This window comes from Agromyces sp. NPDC055658, assembly GCF_053618155.1.
Genome location: NZ_JBSHHD010000007.1, coordinates 59704 through 74699 on the forward strand (window position 1 = coordinate 59704; position 14996 = coordinate 74699).

The 14996-nt window shown below is 71.2% G+C and carries 14 protein-coding genes; 1 reads left to right on the plus strand and 13 read right to left on the minus strand.

Annotated features, from left to right (window positions below; all coding sequences use genetic code 11):
- Positions 1-11: 11 nt before the first annotated feature.
- From ACWGPE_RS05200 to ACWGPE_RS05255, 12 genes are all read right to left on the minus strand, one after another.
- Entirely contained in the window at positions 12-1013 is a 1002-nt protein-coding gene (locus ACWGPE_RS05200) for a proline racemase family protein (protein ID WP_231430746.1), read from the minus strand.
- Positions 1013-1945, minus strand: coding sequence for a dihydrodipicolinate synthase family protein (locus ACWGPE_RS05205; RefSeq protein WP_231430745.1), 933 nt, complete (start codon positions 1943-1945; stop codon positions 1013-1015). The genes ACWGPE_RS05200 and ACWGPE_RS05205 overlap by 1 nt, the downstream gene beginning before the upstream one ends.
- Positions 1946-2023: 78 nt before the next feature.
- Positions 2024-3340 (minus strand): MFS transporter, encoded by a 1317-nt coding sequence (locus tag ACWGPE_RS05210; RefSeq protein WP_231430744.1) that lies wholly within the window; start codon positions 3338-3340, stop codon positions 2024-2026.
- 87 nt (positions 3341-3427) lie between these two features.
- A complete protein-coding gene (locus tag ACWGPE_RS05215) occupies positions 3428-4807 on the minus strand; it encodes an FAD-dependent oxidoreductase (protein WP_231430743.1) in 1380 nt (459 codons plus the stop codon).
- Entirely contained in the window at positions 4804-5046 is a 243-nt protein-coding gene (locus ACWGPE_RS05220; protein ID WP_231430742.1) for a (2Fe-2S)-binding protein, read from the minus strand. Before ACWGPE_RS05220 ends, ACWGPE_RS05215 begins: the two co-directional genes overlap by 4 nt.
- Positions 5043-6203 carry an NAD(P)/FAD-dependent oxidoreductase gene (locus ACWGPE_RS05225; RefSeq protein WP_231430741.1) on the minus strand — a complete coding sequence of 387 codons (1161 nt, stop codon included), beginning with the start codon at positions 6201-6203 and terminating at the stop codon, positions 5043-5045. The genes ACWGPE_RS05220 and ACWGPE_RS05225 overlap by 4 nt, the downstream gene beginning before the upstream one ends.
- A 40-nt stretch (positions 6204-6243) precedes the next feature.
- Positions 6244-6954, minus strand: coding sequence for an ABC transporter ATP-binding protein (locus ACWGPE_RS05230; RefSeq protein ID WP_275506841.1), 711 nt, complete (start codon positions 6952-6954; stop codon positions 6244-6246).
- Complete coding sequence (locus ACWGPE_RS05235) at positions 6951-7829, minus strand: ABC transporter ATP-binding protein (protein WP_231430740.1); 879 nt, start codon at positions 7827-7829, stop codon at positions 6951-6953. Before ACWGPE_RS05235 ends, ACWGPE_RS05230 begins: the two co-directional genes overlap by 4 nt.
- Positions 7826-9025: a branched-chain amino acid ABC transporter permease gene (locus tag ACWGPE_RS05240; RefSeq protein WP_231430739.1), complete on the minus strand. Its 1200-nt coding sequence runs from the start codon at positions 9023-9025 to the stop codon at positions 7826-7828. Before ACWGPE_RS05240 ends, ACWGPE_RS05235 begins: the two co-directional genes overlap by 4 nt.
- A 1-nt stretch (position 9026) precedes the next feature.
- Positions 9027-9914, minus strand: coding sequence for a branched-chain amino acid ABC transporter permease (locus ACWGPE_RS05245; RefSeq protein WP_231432314.1), 888 nt, complete (start codon positions 9912-9914; stop codon positions 9027-9029).
- Between the two features lie 77 nt (positions 9915-9991).
- On the minus strand, positions 9992-11176 hold the full coding sequence (locus ACWGPE_RS05250; RefSeq protein ID WP_231430738.1) for a branched-chain amino acid ABC transporter substrate-binding protein: 1185 nt from the start codon (positions 11174-11176) through the stop codon (positions 9992-9994).
- Positions 11177-11364: 188 nt separating this feature from the next.
- The gene (locus ACWGPE_RS05255; RefSeq protein ID WP_376931487.1) at positions 11365-12027 is read right to left on the minus strand and encodes a GntR family transcriptional regulator; all 663 of its coding nucleotides are present in this window, start codon (positions 12025-12027) and stop codon (positions 11365-11367) included.
- A 183-nt stretch (positions 12028-12210) separates the two neighbouring features.
- Here ACWGPE_RS05255 and ACWGPE_RS05260 point away from each other — a divergent pair, with 183 nt between their 5' ends.
- Positions 12211-13356: a glutamate--cysteine ligase gene (locus tag ACWGPE_RS05260; RefSeq protein WP_231430736.1), complete on the plus strand. Its 1146-nt coding sequence runs from the start codon at positions 12211-12213 to the stop codon at positions 13354-13356.
- A gap of 47 nt (positions 13357-13403) precedes the next feature.
- Here ACWGPE_RS05260 and ffh read toward each other — a convergent pair whose 3' ends face one another.
- The gene (ffh, locus tag ACWGPE_RS05265) at positions 13404-14984 is read right to left on the minus strand and encodes a signal recognition particle protein (RefSeq protein WP_231430735.1); all 1581 of its coding nucleotides are present in this window, start codon (positions 14982-14984) and stop codon (positions 13404-13406) included.
- Positions 14985-14996 lie beyond the last annotated feature (12 nt).

Below are 14996 nucleotides of genomic sequence, written 5' to 3' on the forward strand. Positions count from 1 at the left end.
GGTCGGGTTCGTCAGAAGACGAAGCCCTCGGGGAAGGGGTCGTCGTCGTCGAGGAAGTACTGTCCGAGGCCGGTGACCCACGCCCGGCCCGTGATCGTCGGCACCACGGCCGGGACGCCGCCCACCTCGGTCTCGCGGATCAGGCGCCCCGTGAACTCGGTGCCGATGAACGACTCGTTGACGAAATCGGTGTCGAGCGCGAGCTCGCCGCGGGCGAAGAGCTCGGCCATGCGCGCGCTCGTGCCGGTGCCGCACGGCGACCGGTCGAACCACCCCGGGTGGATCGCCATCGCGTGTCGCGAGCGCACGGCGTCTGAGCCGGGCGCGATGAACTCGACGTGGTGCACGTGGTTCGCCCCAGCGATCACGGGATGCTGCGGCGGCGCCTGCGTGTTGATCGCATCCATGATCGCGAGGCCGGCGCGCAGGATGTCGCCCTGCCTGGCGCGATCGAACGGCAGCCCGACCGCGTCGAGATCGACGAGGGCGTAGAAGTTGCCGCCGAAGGCGACCGAGTAGGGCACCTCGCCGTAGCCGGGCACCTCGATCGAGGCATCCAGCCGGTCGACGAAGCTCGGGACGTTCTCGATCGTGACGTGCTTCGCGCGGCCGCCCTCGACCGCGACGCGCGCGATCACGAGTCCCGCGGGCACGTCGAGACGGACCTCGGTGACCGGCTCCGTCACCTCGACCATGCCGGTCTCGACGAGCACGGTCGCGACGCCGATCGTGCCGTGCCCGCACATGGGCAGGAACCCGCTCGCCTCGATGAAGACGACCCCCCAGTCGGCGTCGTCGCGCGCAGGCGGCTGCAGCAGCGCGCCCGACATCGACGCGTGGCCGCGGGGCTCGTTCATGAGCAGGCCCCGCAGCCCGTCGAGGTGCTCCATCGCGTAGAGCCGGCGATCGTTCATGGTCGCGCCGGGGATCCGGCCGACGCCGCCCGTGACGACACGGGTCGGCATGCCCTCGGTGTGGGAGTCGACGGCGGAGAGGACCCGGCGCGCACGCATCAGGCGACCGCCGCCCGCCGCGCCGCGAGCGCCGCGAGCGCCCGCTCGGTGTCGGCGGTGACCTGGGCGCGCTGCTCGGCCGACAGCGGGCCGCGCGGCGGGCGGGTCGGGCCGCCGTACGAGTTGCCGCAGATGTCCATCGACAGCTTGATGGCCTGCACGAACTCGGTGCGCGAGTCCCAGCGGAACACGGCGACGAGCTGCTCGTAGAGCGCCTTCGCCTCGTGCCACTTGCCCTCGGCGCAGAGGTTGTAGAGCTCGACGGCCTCGCGCGGGAAGGCGTTCGGGTAGCCGGCGAACCAGCCGACGGCACCGTTCACCATGAGTTCGAAGAGCACGTCGTCGGCACCGGCGATGACGTCGATGTCGCACTGCTCCTTGATCTCGTAGACGCGGCGCACGTCGCCCGAGAACTCCTTGATGGCGACGACCTCGGGGATCTCGGCGAGCTTCGCGACGAGCGACGGCACGAGGTCGACCTTGGTGTCGAAGGGGTTGTTGTAGGCCATGATCGGCAGGCCGACCTTCGCGACCTCCTGGTAGTGCGCGATGACCTCGCCCTCGTTGGCCCGGTAGATCGTGGGCGGCAGCAGCAGCACGCCGTCGGCGCCGTCCTCCTTCGCGTACTCGGCCCAGAGGCGCGCCTGGTGGCTGCCGACGCCGTGCACGCCGGCGATCACGATGCCGCGCCCGTCGACCGCCTCGACGGCGACCTGGATGACCTTGCGGCGCTCCTCGTCGGTGAGCGACGAGTACTCGCCGAGCGAGCCGTTGGGCCCGACGCCGCGGCAGCCGTTCGCCATGAGGAAGTCGACGTGCTCGGCGAACCTGTCGTAGTCGACGGCCAGCCCGGCGGGCGCCTGCGCGTCCTCCTTGAAGGCGAGCGTGGTGGCGACGACGACGCCGCCCAGGTCCATGTTGTTCGTGGTCATCTGCTTTCCATTCTGATCGTTCTCGCCCCTGAGGGCGACGGGGTTGGTGAAGTCCGCGGGTGATGCCGGAGGTGGTGGTCAGTCGCGCATCGAACGCCGGTTCGTCTCGGGCATCGTGAGCACGACGAGGAGCGCGAGCACCGTGACCGCGACGACGTACCAGGCCGGCGCCACGGTCGAGCCGGTGAGCCCGATGAGCCACGTGGCGATGAGCGGTGCGGTGCCGCCGAAGATCGTGAACGCGAGGTTGTAGCTGATCGAGGCTCCCGTGTACCGCACCCGCGCGGGGAAGAGCTCGACGAAGGCCGCACCCGCCGGGCCGAAGAAGAGCCCGAGCGCGAGACCGAGCAGGCCCTGGCTCACGACCGCGGCGCCGAGCGTGCCGACGCCGACGAGCAGGTACGCGGGCACGGCGACGAGCGCGCCGAAGAGGCCGGCGATCAGCAGCATTCGGCGTCGGCCGATGCGGTCGGAGCAGTACGCCGCGACTGGCACGGTGAAGAAGGTGATGAGCAGGGCGATGCTGTTCGAGATGAGCGCGGCCGACGAGTCGAGGCCGATGGTCACGGTCATGTACGAGTAGAAGTAGCCGGTGAGCGAGTAGTAGCCGAGGCTCGCGACGGCGGCGATGCTGAAGCAGACGACCATGTTGCGCCACTGCTCGCGGAACACCGTGCGGATCGGCGCCGACTCGACCTGGCGGCTCTCGCGCATCTCGAGGAAGGCGGGCGACTCGTCGACGCGGGAGCGGATGTAGAGGCCGACGACGGCGAGGGGCGCGCCGAGCAGGAACGGCACGCGCCAGCCCCAGGTCTCGTACGCCTCGGGCGAGAGCACGGTCGTGAGCGCGAGCACCAGCAGGGCGGCGATGACGGGCGGCAGGTTCGACCACGTGTACACGAGGCCGACGTTGAGCCCGCGGCGCGCGGTCGGCGAGTGCTCGGCGACGAACGAGTTCGAGCCGATCGTCTCGCCTGCGGCGGAGAGGCCCTGCACCATGCGCAGCAGGATGAGCAGCACGGGCGCGGCGACCCCGATGACGGCGTAGGTCGGCAGCAGGCCGATGAGCGTCGTGGAGACGCCCATGACGAGGATGACGCCGGCGAGCACGCGCTTGCGGCCGAACCGGTCGCCGAGGTGGCCGAGCAGGAACGCGCCGATCGGGCGGGCGACGAAGCCGACCGCGTAGATCGCGAAGACGGCCATGAGGGCCGCAGCCGGGTCGGAGTCGGGGAAGAAGAGCGACGCGATCACCGGAGCCGCGTACGCGTAGACCGCGAAGTCGAACCACTCGACGAAATGCCCGATTGCCGAGGAGCGCATGACCTTGCGGACGCGGCGCGCCTCGTCGTCGCCGGGCGGGGCGATGCGTTCTCCGGTTGCGGTGGCGGTCATTGGCGGCTCCCTTGTCGCGATACGTGCTATGTAATATATCACACACTACTCCTAGGAACGGGTGGCTGCCGAGCGCATCGTCGAGCCTCAGCCGGCGTCGGCCGACGCGGCGGGTGCTTCATCGGCGCAGGCGGCGAGCTCGCCGATCCGCACCGACGAGAGGACCGGTCGCCGGTCGAGGCCGAGCGGCCGGCCGAGCAGGGCCTCCACGCTGCGTCCGCAGGTCCGCCCCTGGCAGGCGCCGAGTCCTGCGCGCGTGGCGAGGCGGATGCCTCGGCTCGAGCCCGCCGCCCCGGCCGCCGCGGTCAAGCGGGCGACGGTGACCGACTCGCACCGGCACATGATCGTCTCGTCGTCGAGCCAGGCGGTCCACCCCGGTGCGATGTCGTGCGTCGCGAGGCGCGCGGCGAACGCGTGCATGCGCCGGCGCGCCGCGAGCGGCCCTCGCATCCTCGCGTCGGCCGGGTCTCCCCCGGCGGCGGCGAAGCCCGCGACGGCACCTTCGGCGAGTGCGGCGTCGGCGCCCCCGATGCCGGTGACCTCGCCGGCCGCGAAGACCCCCGCGACGCTCGTGCCCTGACGTGCGTCGACCACGACGAACCGGTCGGGCGAGATCGCGCAGCCGGCCTGGATCGCGGCCTCGATCCGCGGCGTGAACCCGTGCCCGAGCGCGACCGCGTCGCACTCGACGTGGCGTTCCGTGCCGGCGATCGGGCGCCAACGGGCGTCGACGCGCTGGATCGTGACTCCCTCGACGGCGCGCTCGCCGTGGATCCGGGTCACGGCCTGCCCGATCCGGTAGGGCGTGCGGTGGCGTGCGAGCGAGAGCGCGTACTCCCCCAGTTCCCCCGCCTTGCCCGCGACCCCGGCGAACTGCCACGGGGCCCGACCCCAACCGCGTGCGATCGCACGGGCGCCGGCCGCCTCGACGACCTCGACGACCTCGCCGCCGACCTGCGCGAGGCTCGCCGCGACCGGCAGCAGGAACGGGCCAGCACCTGCGACCACCGTGCGCCCGCCGAGCGCGACCCCGTCGCGTTTGGCCAGCGCCTGGGCGGCACCGGCGGTCGTGACGCCAGGCAGGGTCCAGCCCGGAACCGGGAGGGCACGGTCGTGCGCGCCCGTCGCGATCACGAGGGCATCGGCGTCGATCACGAGCGGTTCGCGATCGACGGCGTCCACCGGGCCGTGCAGCGCGTGCACGCGCACCCCGTGCTCGGTGTCGACGCGCCAGACGCTCGTCGAGGCGTGCACCGTCGCCCGCTCGAGCGCGCCGCGCAACCGCTCGAACCTCGCCCACTGATGCTGGAGGCGACGATCGGTGAGCGTGTCGTGGTGGCGCCAGAACTGCCCGCCGACCCGCTCGCCCTCGTCGATCACGACGACGTCGGCCCCGTGGGCGAGCGCGGCCTGCGCGGCGGCGAGGCCGGCCGGCCCCGCCCCGAGGATGACGACCCGTCGCTTCATCGCACCTCCCGCTCGATCGCATCGCCGTCGCACGCCGTGCGCTGGCAGGCGCGCACGCTCCCGACCCCGTTCACGGTCACGACGCAGTCCTGGCAGACGCCGATGCCGCAGAACACGCCGCGCTCCTCCCCGTCGGCGGTGCGCCAGCTCCGGCGCCCGGAGGCGAGCAGCACCCCGGCGATCGTCTGGCCCTCGCGCCCGAGGACCTCGTCGCCGTCGAAGCTGATGCGGATGGTCATGCGGCCTCCTCCCGCAGTGCGGCCCTCGTGGGCAGGAACGGCGCCGGGTCGATCGGCGCGGGCACGCCGAGGACGGCGTGCGCGACGAGGTCGCCGGTCGTCGGCGCGAGCCCGATGCCCGCGCCCTCGTGGCCGGCCGCGTGGAAGAGCCCGGCGACCTCGCCGTCGGCGCCGATCGCCGGCAGGTGGTCGGGGGCGTACGGGCGGAAGCCGTGGTAGCTGCGCAGCAGCATCGTGTCGGCGAGGAACGGGAACAGCCGAGCCGCCTTCGCCGCGATCTCGGCGAGCGCCGGCAGCGTGTTCGACTCCGAGAACCCGACGCGTTCGCGGCTCGAGCCGATCAGCACGGTGCCCGCCGGGGTCGACTCGACGACGGTCGAGGTCTGCAGGGCAGCATCCGCGGAGCCGACCGCGCCGACGTAGTCGGCGTCGTAGACCTTGTGGAAGACGCGCTGCGGCATCGGCACCGTCACGAGGATGAGGCCGCGGCGCGGCCGGATGTCGAGCCGGGCGCCGAAGCGTGCCGCGACCTCGCCCGCCCACGGCCCCGCGCAGTTCACGACGGCGTCGCCCTCGATCGGGCCTTCCGGCGTCTCGACGCCGATGGCCCGGCCCGCGCGCACCCGGGCTCCGGTCGCCTCCGTCACGCGGACGGTCGCCCCGAGGCGCACGGCCCGGGCGAGCATCGCCTGGGTCGCGAGGCTCGGCTGCACCTGCGCGTCGTCGGGGTAGTGGATGCCTCGCACGACCTCCGGCGACAGGTGGGGCTCGAGCGCGCGCAGCGCCGAGGCATCCACCTCGTTCGCCGTGATGCCGATGCCGCGCTGGGACGCGGCGAACGCGCCGAGCGCTGCCTCGCCGCCTGGGAATGCGACGACGACGCCGCCCTTCGCCTCGAACTCGGTCGCCGGCTGTCCCGGCCCGCGGTCGGCGTCGAGCCGCTCGGCGAGTGCACGCCAGGCGCGATTCGCGACGATCGCGAGCTCGGCCTCGGCGCCCGGGCCCTTGTCGGAGACGAGGATGTTGCCCTCGCACCGGCTCGAGGTCTCCCCCGCGACGCCGGCCCGATCGACGACGACCACCTCGGCACCCGCCTCGGCGAGCGCGAGTGCACTGGCCGCGCCGATCGCCCCGGCGCCGATCACGATGACGCGCACCGCGCCACCCCTTTCCCTGTCGTTTCGATGCGGCGTGCGCTCACGCGCCGAGGTACGCCTCGACCACGCGCGGATCGGCGGCGAGCTCGGCGGCGGGACCCGACAGGGTCACCGCACCGGTCTCGACGACGTACGCGCGATGCGCGATCTTGAGGGCCGCACGGGCGTTCTGCTCGACGAGCAGCACGGTCGTGCCCTGGGCGTTCACCTGCTGGATGATCTCCATCACCTGCTTCACGATGAGCGGTGCGAGCCCCATGGAGGGCTCGTCGAGCAGCAGCAGCTTCGGCCCGCCGATGAGCGCCCGGCCGATCGCGACCATCTGCTGCTCGCCGCCCGAGAGCGTTCCGCCCTGCTGCCTGCGCCGCTCGGCGAGGCGCGGCATGAGGCCGTACACCTCGTCGAGCCTGGTCTGGATCGCCCGTTTGTCGCGCACGGTGTAGCCGCCGAGCAGCAGGTTCTCGTGCACGGTCATCGTCGAGAAGATGCGCCGCCCCTCAGGCACGTGGAGGAGCCCCGCCGAGACGATGTTCCACGGCTTCGCGGTCGTCAGGTCGAGGCCGTTCCAGCGCACCTCTCCCGACTTCGGCCGTACGAGGCCGGAGAGCATGTTCATCGTCGTCGACTTGCCCGCGCCGTTGTTGCCGAGCAGGCACACGATCTCGCCCTCCTCGACCGCGAAGCTCAGCCCTCGCAGGGCATGCACCCGGCCGTAGTAGACGTCGGCCTCGTTCACCTCGAGCACGCTCACGATCGGCCTCCGTCCGCACGGGCGGTGCTCGTGGCGCCGCCCTCATCCTCGTCGACGCCGAGGTAGGCCTCGATGACGACCGGGTCGTTCTTGATCTCCTCGGGCGTGCCGTCGGCGATCTCCTTGCCGTAGTTCAGCACGACGATGCGCTCGGCGAGCTCCATGACGAGGCCCATGTCGTGCTCGATCAGGACGACCGCCACCCCCATGTCTCGGATCTTGCGGATCAGCTCCATGAGCGACTGCTTCTCGTTGAAGTTGAGGCCCGCGGCGGGCTCGTCGAGCAGCAGCAGCTTCGGGCTCGTCGCGAGCGCGCGGGCGATCTCGACCCGACGCTGCTCGCCGTAGGGCAGCTGCGTCACGTAGAGGTTCTCGTCCTCGGCGAAGCCGACGAAGTCGAGCCAGCCGCGCGCCTCGCGGGCGCACGCCTCCTCCGCCCTGCGGTATCCGGGCGTGTGCAGCAGCGTCGACCAGAACCCCTCGCGCAGGTTCGCGTGCATCGCCGTCTTCACGTTGTCGAGCACGCTGAGCTCCCGGAAGAGCCGCAGGTTCTGGAACGTGCGGGCCATGCCCCACTTCGTGACCCTCGACGGGAGCACCCGGTAGAAGCCGAAGCTCTGGAGCAGATGGGTGAGGCCGAGCCGCCGCCAGAACCCTGGCACCTCGCGAACGATGCGATTGCCGTCGAACTCGACCGAGCCCGACGTCGGCAGGTAGAACGCGGAGATGCAGTTGAACGCGCTCGTCTTGCCGGCGCCGTTCGGGCCGATCACCGCGAGGATCTCACCGGTCCGGACCTCGAAGCTGAGGCCGTCGACGGCCTTCACGCCGCCGAACTGCAGTCGCAGGTCGCGGACCTCCAGGAGCGCGCTCACGGCTGCCTCCCCTCCTCGGCGTCGGTCGCCGGCAGGCCGTCGACCGACTCCATCACGCTCGGCGGCACGGTCGGCTCGCCGTGGTCGACCGCCGACACGGCGGAGGTGAAGGGCGGCGGCTGCGGCTTCTGCCGCTTCAGCCACGGCAGCACCGCGGTCGCCGGCCAGAGCCCGGCCGGTCGGAACAGCATCACGACGACGAGCAGCACGCCGAAGATCAGGAACCGCCACTCGGCGAAGTCGCGCAGGAGCTCGGGGGCGAGCGAGACGAACAGCGCGCCGATGATGACGCCGGGCGTCGAGCCCATTCCGCCGAGCACGACCGCCATGAGGATGAGGGCCGAGTACAGGAACTGGAAGCTGTTCGGGCTGATCGCCGACAGGTGCGTCGCCATGAGCTGTCCGGCCATGCCGGCCCACACGGCGCCGATGATGTACGCCGAGATCTTCGCGATGTAGGTGTTGATGCCCATCGCCTCGGCGGCGTCCTCGTCGTCGCGCACGGCCTTCCAGGCGCGGCCCATCTTGCCCTTGCCGAGGCGGCCCGCCCCGATCACGCCGACGACCACGACGACGAGCGCGACGAAGTAGTAGAACACCACGTAGCCGGGGAACTCGATGCCGCCGATCGAGAAGCCGTCGTCGAAGCTCCAGCCGCCGAACTCCCACGACGGGATGCCGTGGATGCCGCTCGGGCCGCCCGTGATGTCGAGGTTGTTCGCCGTGATCCGGATGATCTCGCCGAAGCCGAGCGTCACGATCGCGAGGTAGTCGCTGCGCAGGCGCAGCGTGGGGGCGCCGATGATGATTCCCGCGATGATGCACGCGCAGATCGTGGCGATGAGCGAGAGCCACATCGGGAAGCCGAGCACCGTCGTGAAGATGCCCGAGACGTAGGCGCCCACGGCGAAGAAGGCGATGTACCCGAGGTCGAGCAGTCCCGCGAAGCCCACGACCACGTTGAGGCCCATGCAGAGCATGACGTAGATGAGGGCGCTCGTCGCGATCGACATCGTGTACCGCGACGCGTCCATGAACGGGAGCACGAGGAGCAGCACGACGGCGAGGCCGCCGAGCGCCCGGAGGAAGCCGGTCTGCGAGGTGAACACGCCGCGCGGGGCGCGCGGACGATCGAAGAGCGGCGACGGCGCGCGCAGCGGCGCGTGCTTGAGCGCCTGGTCGAGTCGGCCGGCCATGTCACATCCTCTCGACGACGCGGGCGCCGAGGAGCCCGGTGGGTTTGAAGGTGAGGAACAGGATGAGGAACGCGAACGAGAACACGTCGCGCCACTCGCCGCCGAACCACGCCGCGCCGAACGATTCGAGGAGGCCGAGCAGCAGCCCGCCGAGCATGGCGCCGTAGAGGTTGCCGATGCCGCCGATGACCGCGGCGGTGAACGCCTTGAGCCCGATGATGAAGCCCATCAGGAAGTCGATCGAGCCGTAGTACGCACCCGCCATGACGCCGGCCGCGCCCGCGAGGGCGGAGCCGATGAAGAAGACGGTCGCGATGACCCGGTTGACGTTGACCCCCATGAGCTGGGCGCCCTGGGGGTCGAGGGCGATCGCACGCATCGCTCGGCCCTGGCTCGTGCGCTCGACGATGTGCGCGAGCACGAGCATGAGCACGGCCGCGATGACGACGAGCACGAGCTGCGAGGCCGTGATGCGCATGCCGAGCACGTCGAACCCGGTCGAGGCGAGCCGGATCGGGAACGCCTCGGGGTTGGGCCCGAACAGCTGGCGCACGCCGTACTCGAGCGTGAACGACACGCCGATCGCGGTGATGAGCACGGCGAGCCGCGGGCTGTTGCGGAGCGGCCGGTAGGCGATCCGCTCGATGCCGACGCCGATGAGGCCCGTCGTCACCATCGAGAGCAGCATGATGACGAGCAGCAGCGGGATCGAGGTCTCGTTCGAGATGCCGAACGCCGAGAGGGTGAAGAACCCGACGAAGGCGCCGAGCATGTAGATGTCGCCGTGCGCGAAGTTCAGCAGCTTGATGATCCCGTAGACCATGCTGTAGCCGAGCGCGACGAGTGCGTAGAACGAGCCGACGATGAGCCCGTTCCAGATGAGTTGCATCACGACAGCGGTGTCCTTTCCGCCGGGGGCCTGGGGGTTCGAGGCGGGGCGGGGGCTCGCGCCCCCGCCCCGGCGGCTCAACCCTGCAGGTCGTCCTTCAGCACGAAGGCACCGGTGGCCGGGTCGATCGCGACGATCACGAAGCCGCCGCCCGAGAGGGTGTGGTCGTCGGTGAAGGTCAGGGGGCCGGCGAAGGTGTCGAAGTCCTCGAGCCCCTCGAGGCCTGCGACGACCTCGTCGAAGTCGGTCGACCCGGCGTCCTCCATGGCCTGCGCGATGACGCGGACGGCGTCGTACGACTGCGTCGAGTACGGACCGGGGGCCGCACCCGCGAGCTCCGTGTAGTCGGCGATCCACTCGTCGGCACCCTCGATCATGTCGGGCGTCTGGGTGAAGGTCCCCACGACGTTGTCGGTGTAGCCGTCGCCCGCGATCTCGGCGAACTTGGCGTCGACCGAGCCGTCGCCGACGAGGAACACGCCGTCGAAGCCGGCGTCCTTCGCCTGGCGGGCGATCAGGCCGCCCTCCTGGTAGTAGCCGGTCCAGTAGACGAGGGCGGGCTGCTCGTTGGCGAGCTGCGTGGCGACCGCCGAGTAGTCGTTCTCGCCCGGCGTGATGGTCGCCTCGAACGCGACGTCGAGGCCGGCGTCGGTCGCCTGCTCGACGAAGGATGCCGCGAGGTCGGCGGAGTATGCGGTCGCGTCGTCGATCGCGGCGACCGAGGAGGCGCCGATCTTCTCCGAGTAGGCGACGGCGGCCTGAGCCTGCTGGGTGCCGGTGCCGTTGATGAGGAAGACGCCGGGGAGCTGCTGCTCGACGAGCTCGTTCGAGTTCGCCGCGGGGATGACCATGGGGATGCCCGCCTCGTCGAAGATCGGCAGCGTGGGCAGCGTCGCGCCCGAGCAGTAGCCGCCGACCGAGGCGGCGATGCCGTCGGTGACGAGCTTGTTCGCACCGGCGACGGCGGTGGTCGCGTCGCAGGCGTCGTCTTCGACGACGAGCTCGAGGTCGCGGCCGAGCACGCCTCCGTCGGCGTTGAGCTCGTCCACGGCGAGCTGGGCGCCGTTCTGCATGTACTCGCCGAAGGCCGACTCGCTGCCCGAGAACGGCGCCAGCATGCCGAGCTTGATCGGGCCGTCGTCGGAGCCGCCGTCATCGCCCCCACCACCAAGGCCGCCGGAGCAACCGGCGGTGGCGATCACGAGGCTCGCCGCGGCGGCGAACTGCAGGAGGCGCGTACGGCGCCGTGGAGCGTGGGACATGGGGACTCTCCTCTGTCTGCGTCATTGCATGACCTCGGGCTCGCGTCGCTGGTGCCACGCCGCCGTGCGGTACGTGACATATTACTCATGATCGACCATCGCGCAAACCACGACGCCGAACGGCCTCCCGGCAGCCTCGCCGACCGCGAGGCATCCCACGGCCCGGTAATCGGTCGTCGCCAGTGCGACTACTCGTCGCGACCGCTCCAGAGCCCCGCGACATGCCCGATGTGGCGGCGCATGAGCTGCTCGGCCGCCTCGCCGTCGCCGTCGACGAGCAGCCGCACGAGCTCGGCGTGCTCGAGCGACGACGCCGCGAGCGCGTCGGTCTCGGCGAGGTCCACGAGCCCGACGAGACGAGTCTGCTGCCGCAGCTCGCGCACGAGGCGCACGAGGTGCCGGTTGCCCGTGAGCTCGAGCAGCGTCAGGTGGAACGTGGTGTCGGCCTCGAGGTAGTCCTCGAAGCGCCCTTCGCGTCCGGCGCTCACGATCTCGTCGGCGAGCGCCAGGAGTTCGCCGACCGTGCCGGCGGGCACCTTGCCGGCGATCGCGCGCATGGGCGGGGCCTCGAGCAGCACCCGCACCTCGCGGAGCTCGCGGAGCTCGTCGTCGGAGACCTCGGTCACCCGGAAGCCGCGATTGCGGATGGGACTCAGGAATCCCCGCCGTGCGAGGTTCAGCATCGCCTCGCGCACGGGCGTGGCGCTCACGCCGAACTCGTTCGCGAGGGTCGGTACCGTGAGCACCGTGCCGGGCGCGAACTCGCCCGCGACGATGCGCGACGACAGGGTGCGCTCGACCTGCTCGCGAAGGCTCTGCACCTCGAGCAGCCGGATCGGCTCCGGACTCATCGCGCACCGCGCACGTGATACATCATGTGCCACATCGTATGCCAATCGGCGCCTCGTGCCATCGAACCGAGCGCCCTCGGCGATCGGCGCGTCACGCGGCGTCGCACCCCGCCCCGACCGTCTCGACCGTGTCATGATTGCCGCACGGGGCGGGTCGGGCGACCCGCCCGAGGAGGGCCGTCCATGTCGATCGAGTTCGCCCGGTCGCCGCGCTCGACCGTCGGTCTCGAGTGGGAGATCGCGATCGTCGATCGCAGCACGGGCGAGCTCGCCTCTGTCGGCGATCGCGTGCTCGCCATGCTCGACGCGATCAGCCCCGGCGGGCAGCACCCGTTCATCACCTCGGAGCTGCTGACGAACACGGTCGAGCTCGTCTCGAGCGTGCACGCGACGGTGGCCGCCGCGGTCGCCGACCTCGAGCACCAGCTCGCCGAGGTGCGGACCGTCGTCGAGCAGCTCGGCGACTACGAGCTCATCTGCGCCGGATCGCACCCGTACAGCCAGTGGTACGACCAGCATCTCACCGACAAGCCGCGCTACCACAAGCTCATCGAGCGCACCCGGTGGTGGGGTCGCAACATGATGATCTGGGGCGTGCACGTGCACGTCGGCGTCGAGGATCGCGACAAGGCGCTGCCCCTGCTCGACGGCCTGCTCACCTACCTGCCGCACCTGCAGGCGCTCAGCGCCTCGAGCCCGTACTGGGCCGGGGTCGAAACCGGCTACGCGTCGAACCGGGCGCTCATGTTCCAACAGCTGCCGACCGCGGGGCTCCCCTACCGGCTCGACGACTGGGCCGCGTACGAGCGCTTCGTCGACGACCTGCAGCGCACGGGCGTCATCGAGGACCACAGCGAGGTCCGCTGGGACATCCGGCCGTCGCCGCGCTGGGGCACGATCGAGGTGCGCGTGTGCGACGGCGTCTCGACCGCCCGCGAGCTCGGCGCGATCGGCGCCCTCGTGCAGTGCCTCGTCGAATGGATGTCGACCCGGCTCGACCACGGCGAGCCGCTCGAGGTGCTGCAGCCCTGGTACACCCGGGAGAACAAGTGGCGGGCCGCCCGCTACGGGCTCGAGGCCGTGGTCATCACGGATGCCTCGGGCTCGGAGCGCCCCGTCTCCGCCGATCTCGTCGAACTCGTCGAGACCCTCGCCCCCGTCGCAGCGCGCCTCGGCTGCGCGAACGAACTCGCGGAGGTCGCGCACATGGTCGCGGCGGGGGCCAGCGCGCAGCGGCAGGTGCACGTCGCCGAGGCATCCGGGGGCGACCTGCGAGCCGTCGTCGCCCACCTCGCACGGGAGCTGCGCGAGGGCATGGACGGCCGCTGACGCCCGTGCGGGCGCCGGTCGGCGCCTGCCGGCCGCGCAGCCGGCGCCTACCGGCCGCCGAGCAGCTTCTGCATCGCAGCGAGGTCCTGCTCGCTCGGCCCGTCGGGCTTCGCGCCGCCGAGCCCGAAGCCCGAACCCGCGGGCGCGCCCTGGCCGGCGGGCGTGACGCCCTGTGCGATCGCCGCGTTCTCGGCGGCACGCTTCGCGGGGTTGCCCGAACGCGAGCCGCCCGACTTCTTCTTGTTCTTGGCCGCCTGCCGCTTGCCGCCGCCGTAGCCGCCGGCACCCGGGATCGGCCCCATGCCGGGAATCTGCGGCACACCGCCGCGCGCGACGGTCTTCATCATCTTCGCGGCCTGTTCGAACCGCTGCACGAGCTGGTTCACGTCCGTCACGGTCATGCCGGAGCCCTTCGCGATGCGCAGGCGTCGCGAGCCGTTCAGGAGCTTCGTGTTCTGCCGCTCGGCCGGGGTCATCGACTGGATGATCGCCTCGGTGCGCACGATCTCGCGCTCGTCGAAGTTCTCGAGCTGCTGCTTCATGCCGCCCGCGCCCGGCAGCATGCCGAGCATCTTCTTGATCGAGCCGGCGCCGCGCAGCTGCTGCATCTGCGCGAGGAAGTCCTCGAGGGTGAACTGCTCCTTCGCGAGCTTCTCGGCGACCTTCATCGCCTCCTCCTCGTCGAAGGCCTGCTGGGCCTGCTCGATGAGGGTGAGGATGTCGCCGAGGTCGAGGATGCGGCTCGCCATGCGGTCGGGGTGGAACGGCTCGAAGTCGTCGAGCCCCTCGCCCGTCGACGCGAAGATGATCGGGCGCCCGGTGATCGACGCGACCGAGAGCGCGGCACCGCCGCGCGCGTCGCCGTCGAGCTTCGAGAGCACGACGCCCGTGAAGTCGACGCCCTCCTGGAAGGCCTTGGCGGTCGCGACCGCGTCTTGGCCGATCATCGCGTCGATGACGAAGAGCACCTCGTCGGGATCGGTCGCCTTGCGGATGTTCGACGCCTGCTTCATCATCTCGGCGTCGACGCCGAGACGGCCGGCGGTGTCGATGATGACGACGTCGTGGAGGGCGCGACGCGCCTCGGCGACACCGTCTCTCGCGACCTTCACCGGGTCGCCGACGCCGTTGCCCGGCTCGGGTGCGTACACCGGCACGCCCGCCTGCGACCCGACGACCTGGAGCTGGTTCACGGCGTTCGGGCGCTGCAGGTCGCTCGCGACGAGCAGCGGCGTGTGCCCCTCCTTCGCGAGGTGCTTCGCGAGCTTTCCCGCGAGGGTCGTCTTTCCGGCGCCCTGGAGGCCTGCGAGCATGATCACGGTCGGCGGGGTCTTCGCGAACTGCAGGCGGCGCTGCTGGCCGCCGAGGATCGCCACGAGCTCTTCGTTGACGATCTGCACGACCTGCTGGGCCGGGTTGAGCGCCTTGTTGACCTCGTCGCCGAGCGCGCGCTCGCGCACGTGCGCGGTGAACTGCTTGACCACGTCGAGCGAGACGTCGGCGTCGAGCAGCGCGCGACGGATCTCGCGAACGGTGCCGTCGACGTCGGACGCGGACAGCTTGCCCTTGGTGCGGAGGTTCTTGAAGGTCTCGGCGAGGCGGTCAGACAGGTTTCCGAAGGTAGCCATGGTGCCTTCGAT

Coding starts and splice junctions, on each gene's coding strand:
- ACWGPE_RS05200 (WP_231430746.1), bottom strand. CDS start 1,013: ATGCGTGCGCGCCGGGTCCTCTCCGCCGTCGACTCCCACACCGAGGGC.
- ACWGPE_RS05205 (WP_231430745.1), bottom strand. CDS start 1,945: ATGACCACGAACAACATGGACCTGGGCGGCGTCGTCGTCGCCACCACG.
- ACWGPE_RS05210 (WP_231430744.1), bottom strand. CDS start 3,340: ATGACCGCCACCGCAACCGGAGAACGCATCGCCCCGCCCGGCGACGAC.
- ACWGPE_RS05215 (WP_231430743.1), bottom strand. CDS start 4,807: ATGAAGCGACGGGTCGTCATCCTCGGGGCGGGGCCGGCCGGCCTCGCC.
- ACWGPE_RS05220 (WP_231430742.1), bottom strand. CDS start 5,046: ATGACCATCCGCATCAGCTTCGACGGCGACGAGGTCCTCGGGCGCGAG.
- ACWGPE_RS05240 (WP_231430739.1), bottom strand. CDS start 9,025: ATGGCCGGCCGACTCGACCAGGCGCTCAAGCACGCGCCGCTGCGCGCG.
- ACWGPE_RS05245 (WP_231432314.1), bottom strand. CDS start 9,914: ATGCAACTCATCTGGAACGGGCTCATCGTCGGCTCGTTCTACGCACTC.
- ACWGPE_RS05250 (WP_231430738.1), bottom strand. CDS start 11,176: ATGTCCCACGCTCCACGGCGCCGTACGCGCCTCCTGCAGTTCGCCGCC.
- ACWGPE_RS05255 (WP_376931487.1), bottom strand. CDS start 12,027: ATGAGTCCGGAGCCGATCCGGCTGCTCGAGGTGCAGAGCCTTCGCGAG.
- ACWGPE_RS05260 (WP_231430736.1), top strand. CDS start 12,211: ATGTCGATCGAGTTCGCCCGGTCGCCGCGCTCGACCGTCGGTCTCGAG.
- ffh (WP_231430735.1), bottom strand. CDS start 14,984: ATGGCTACCTTCGGAAACCTGTCTGACCGCCTCGCCGAGACCTTCAAG.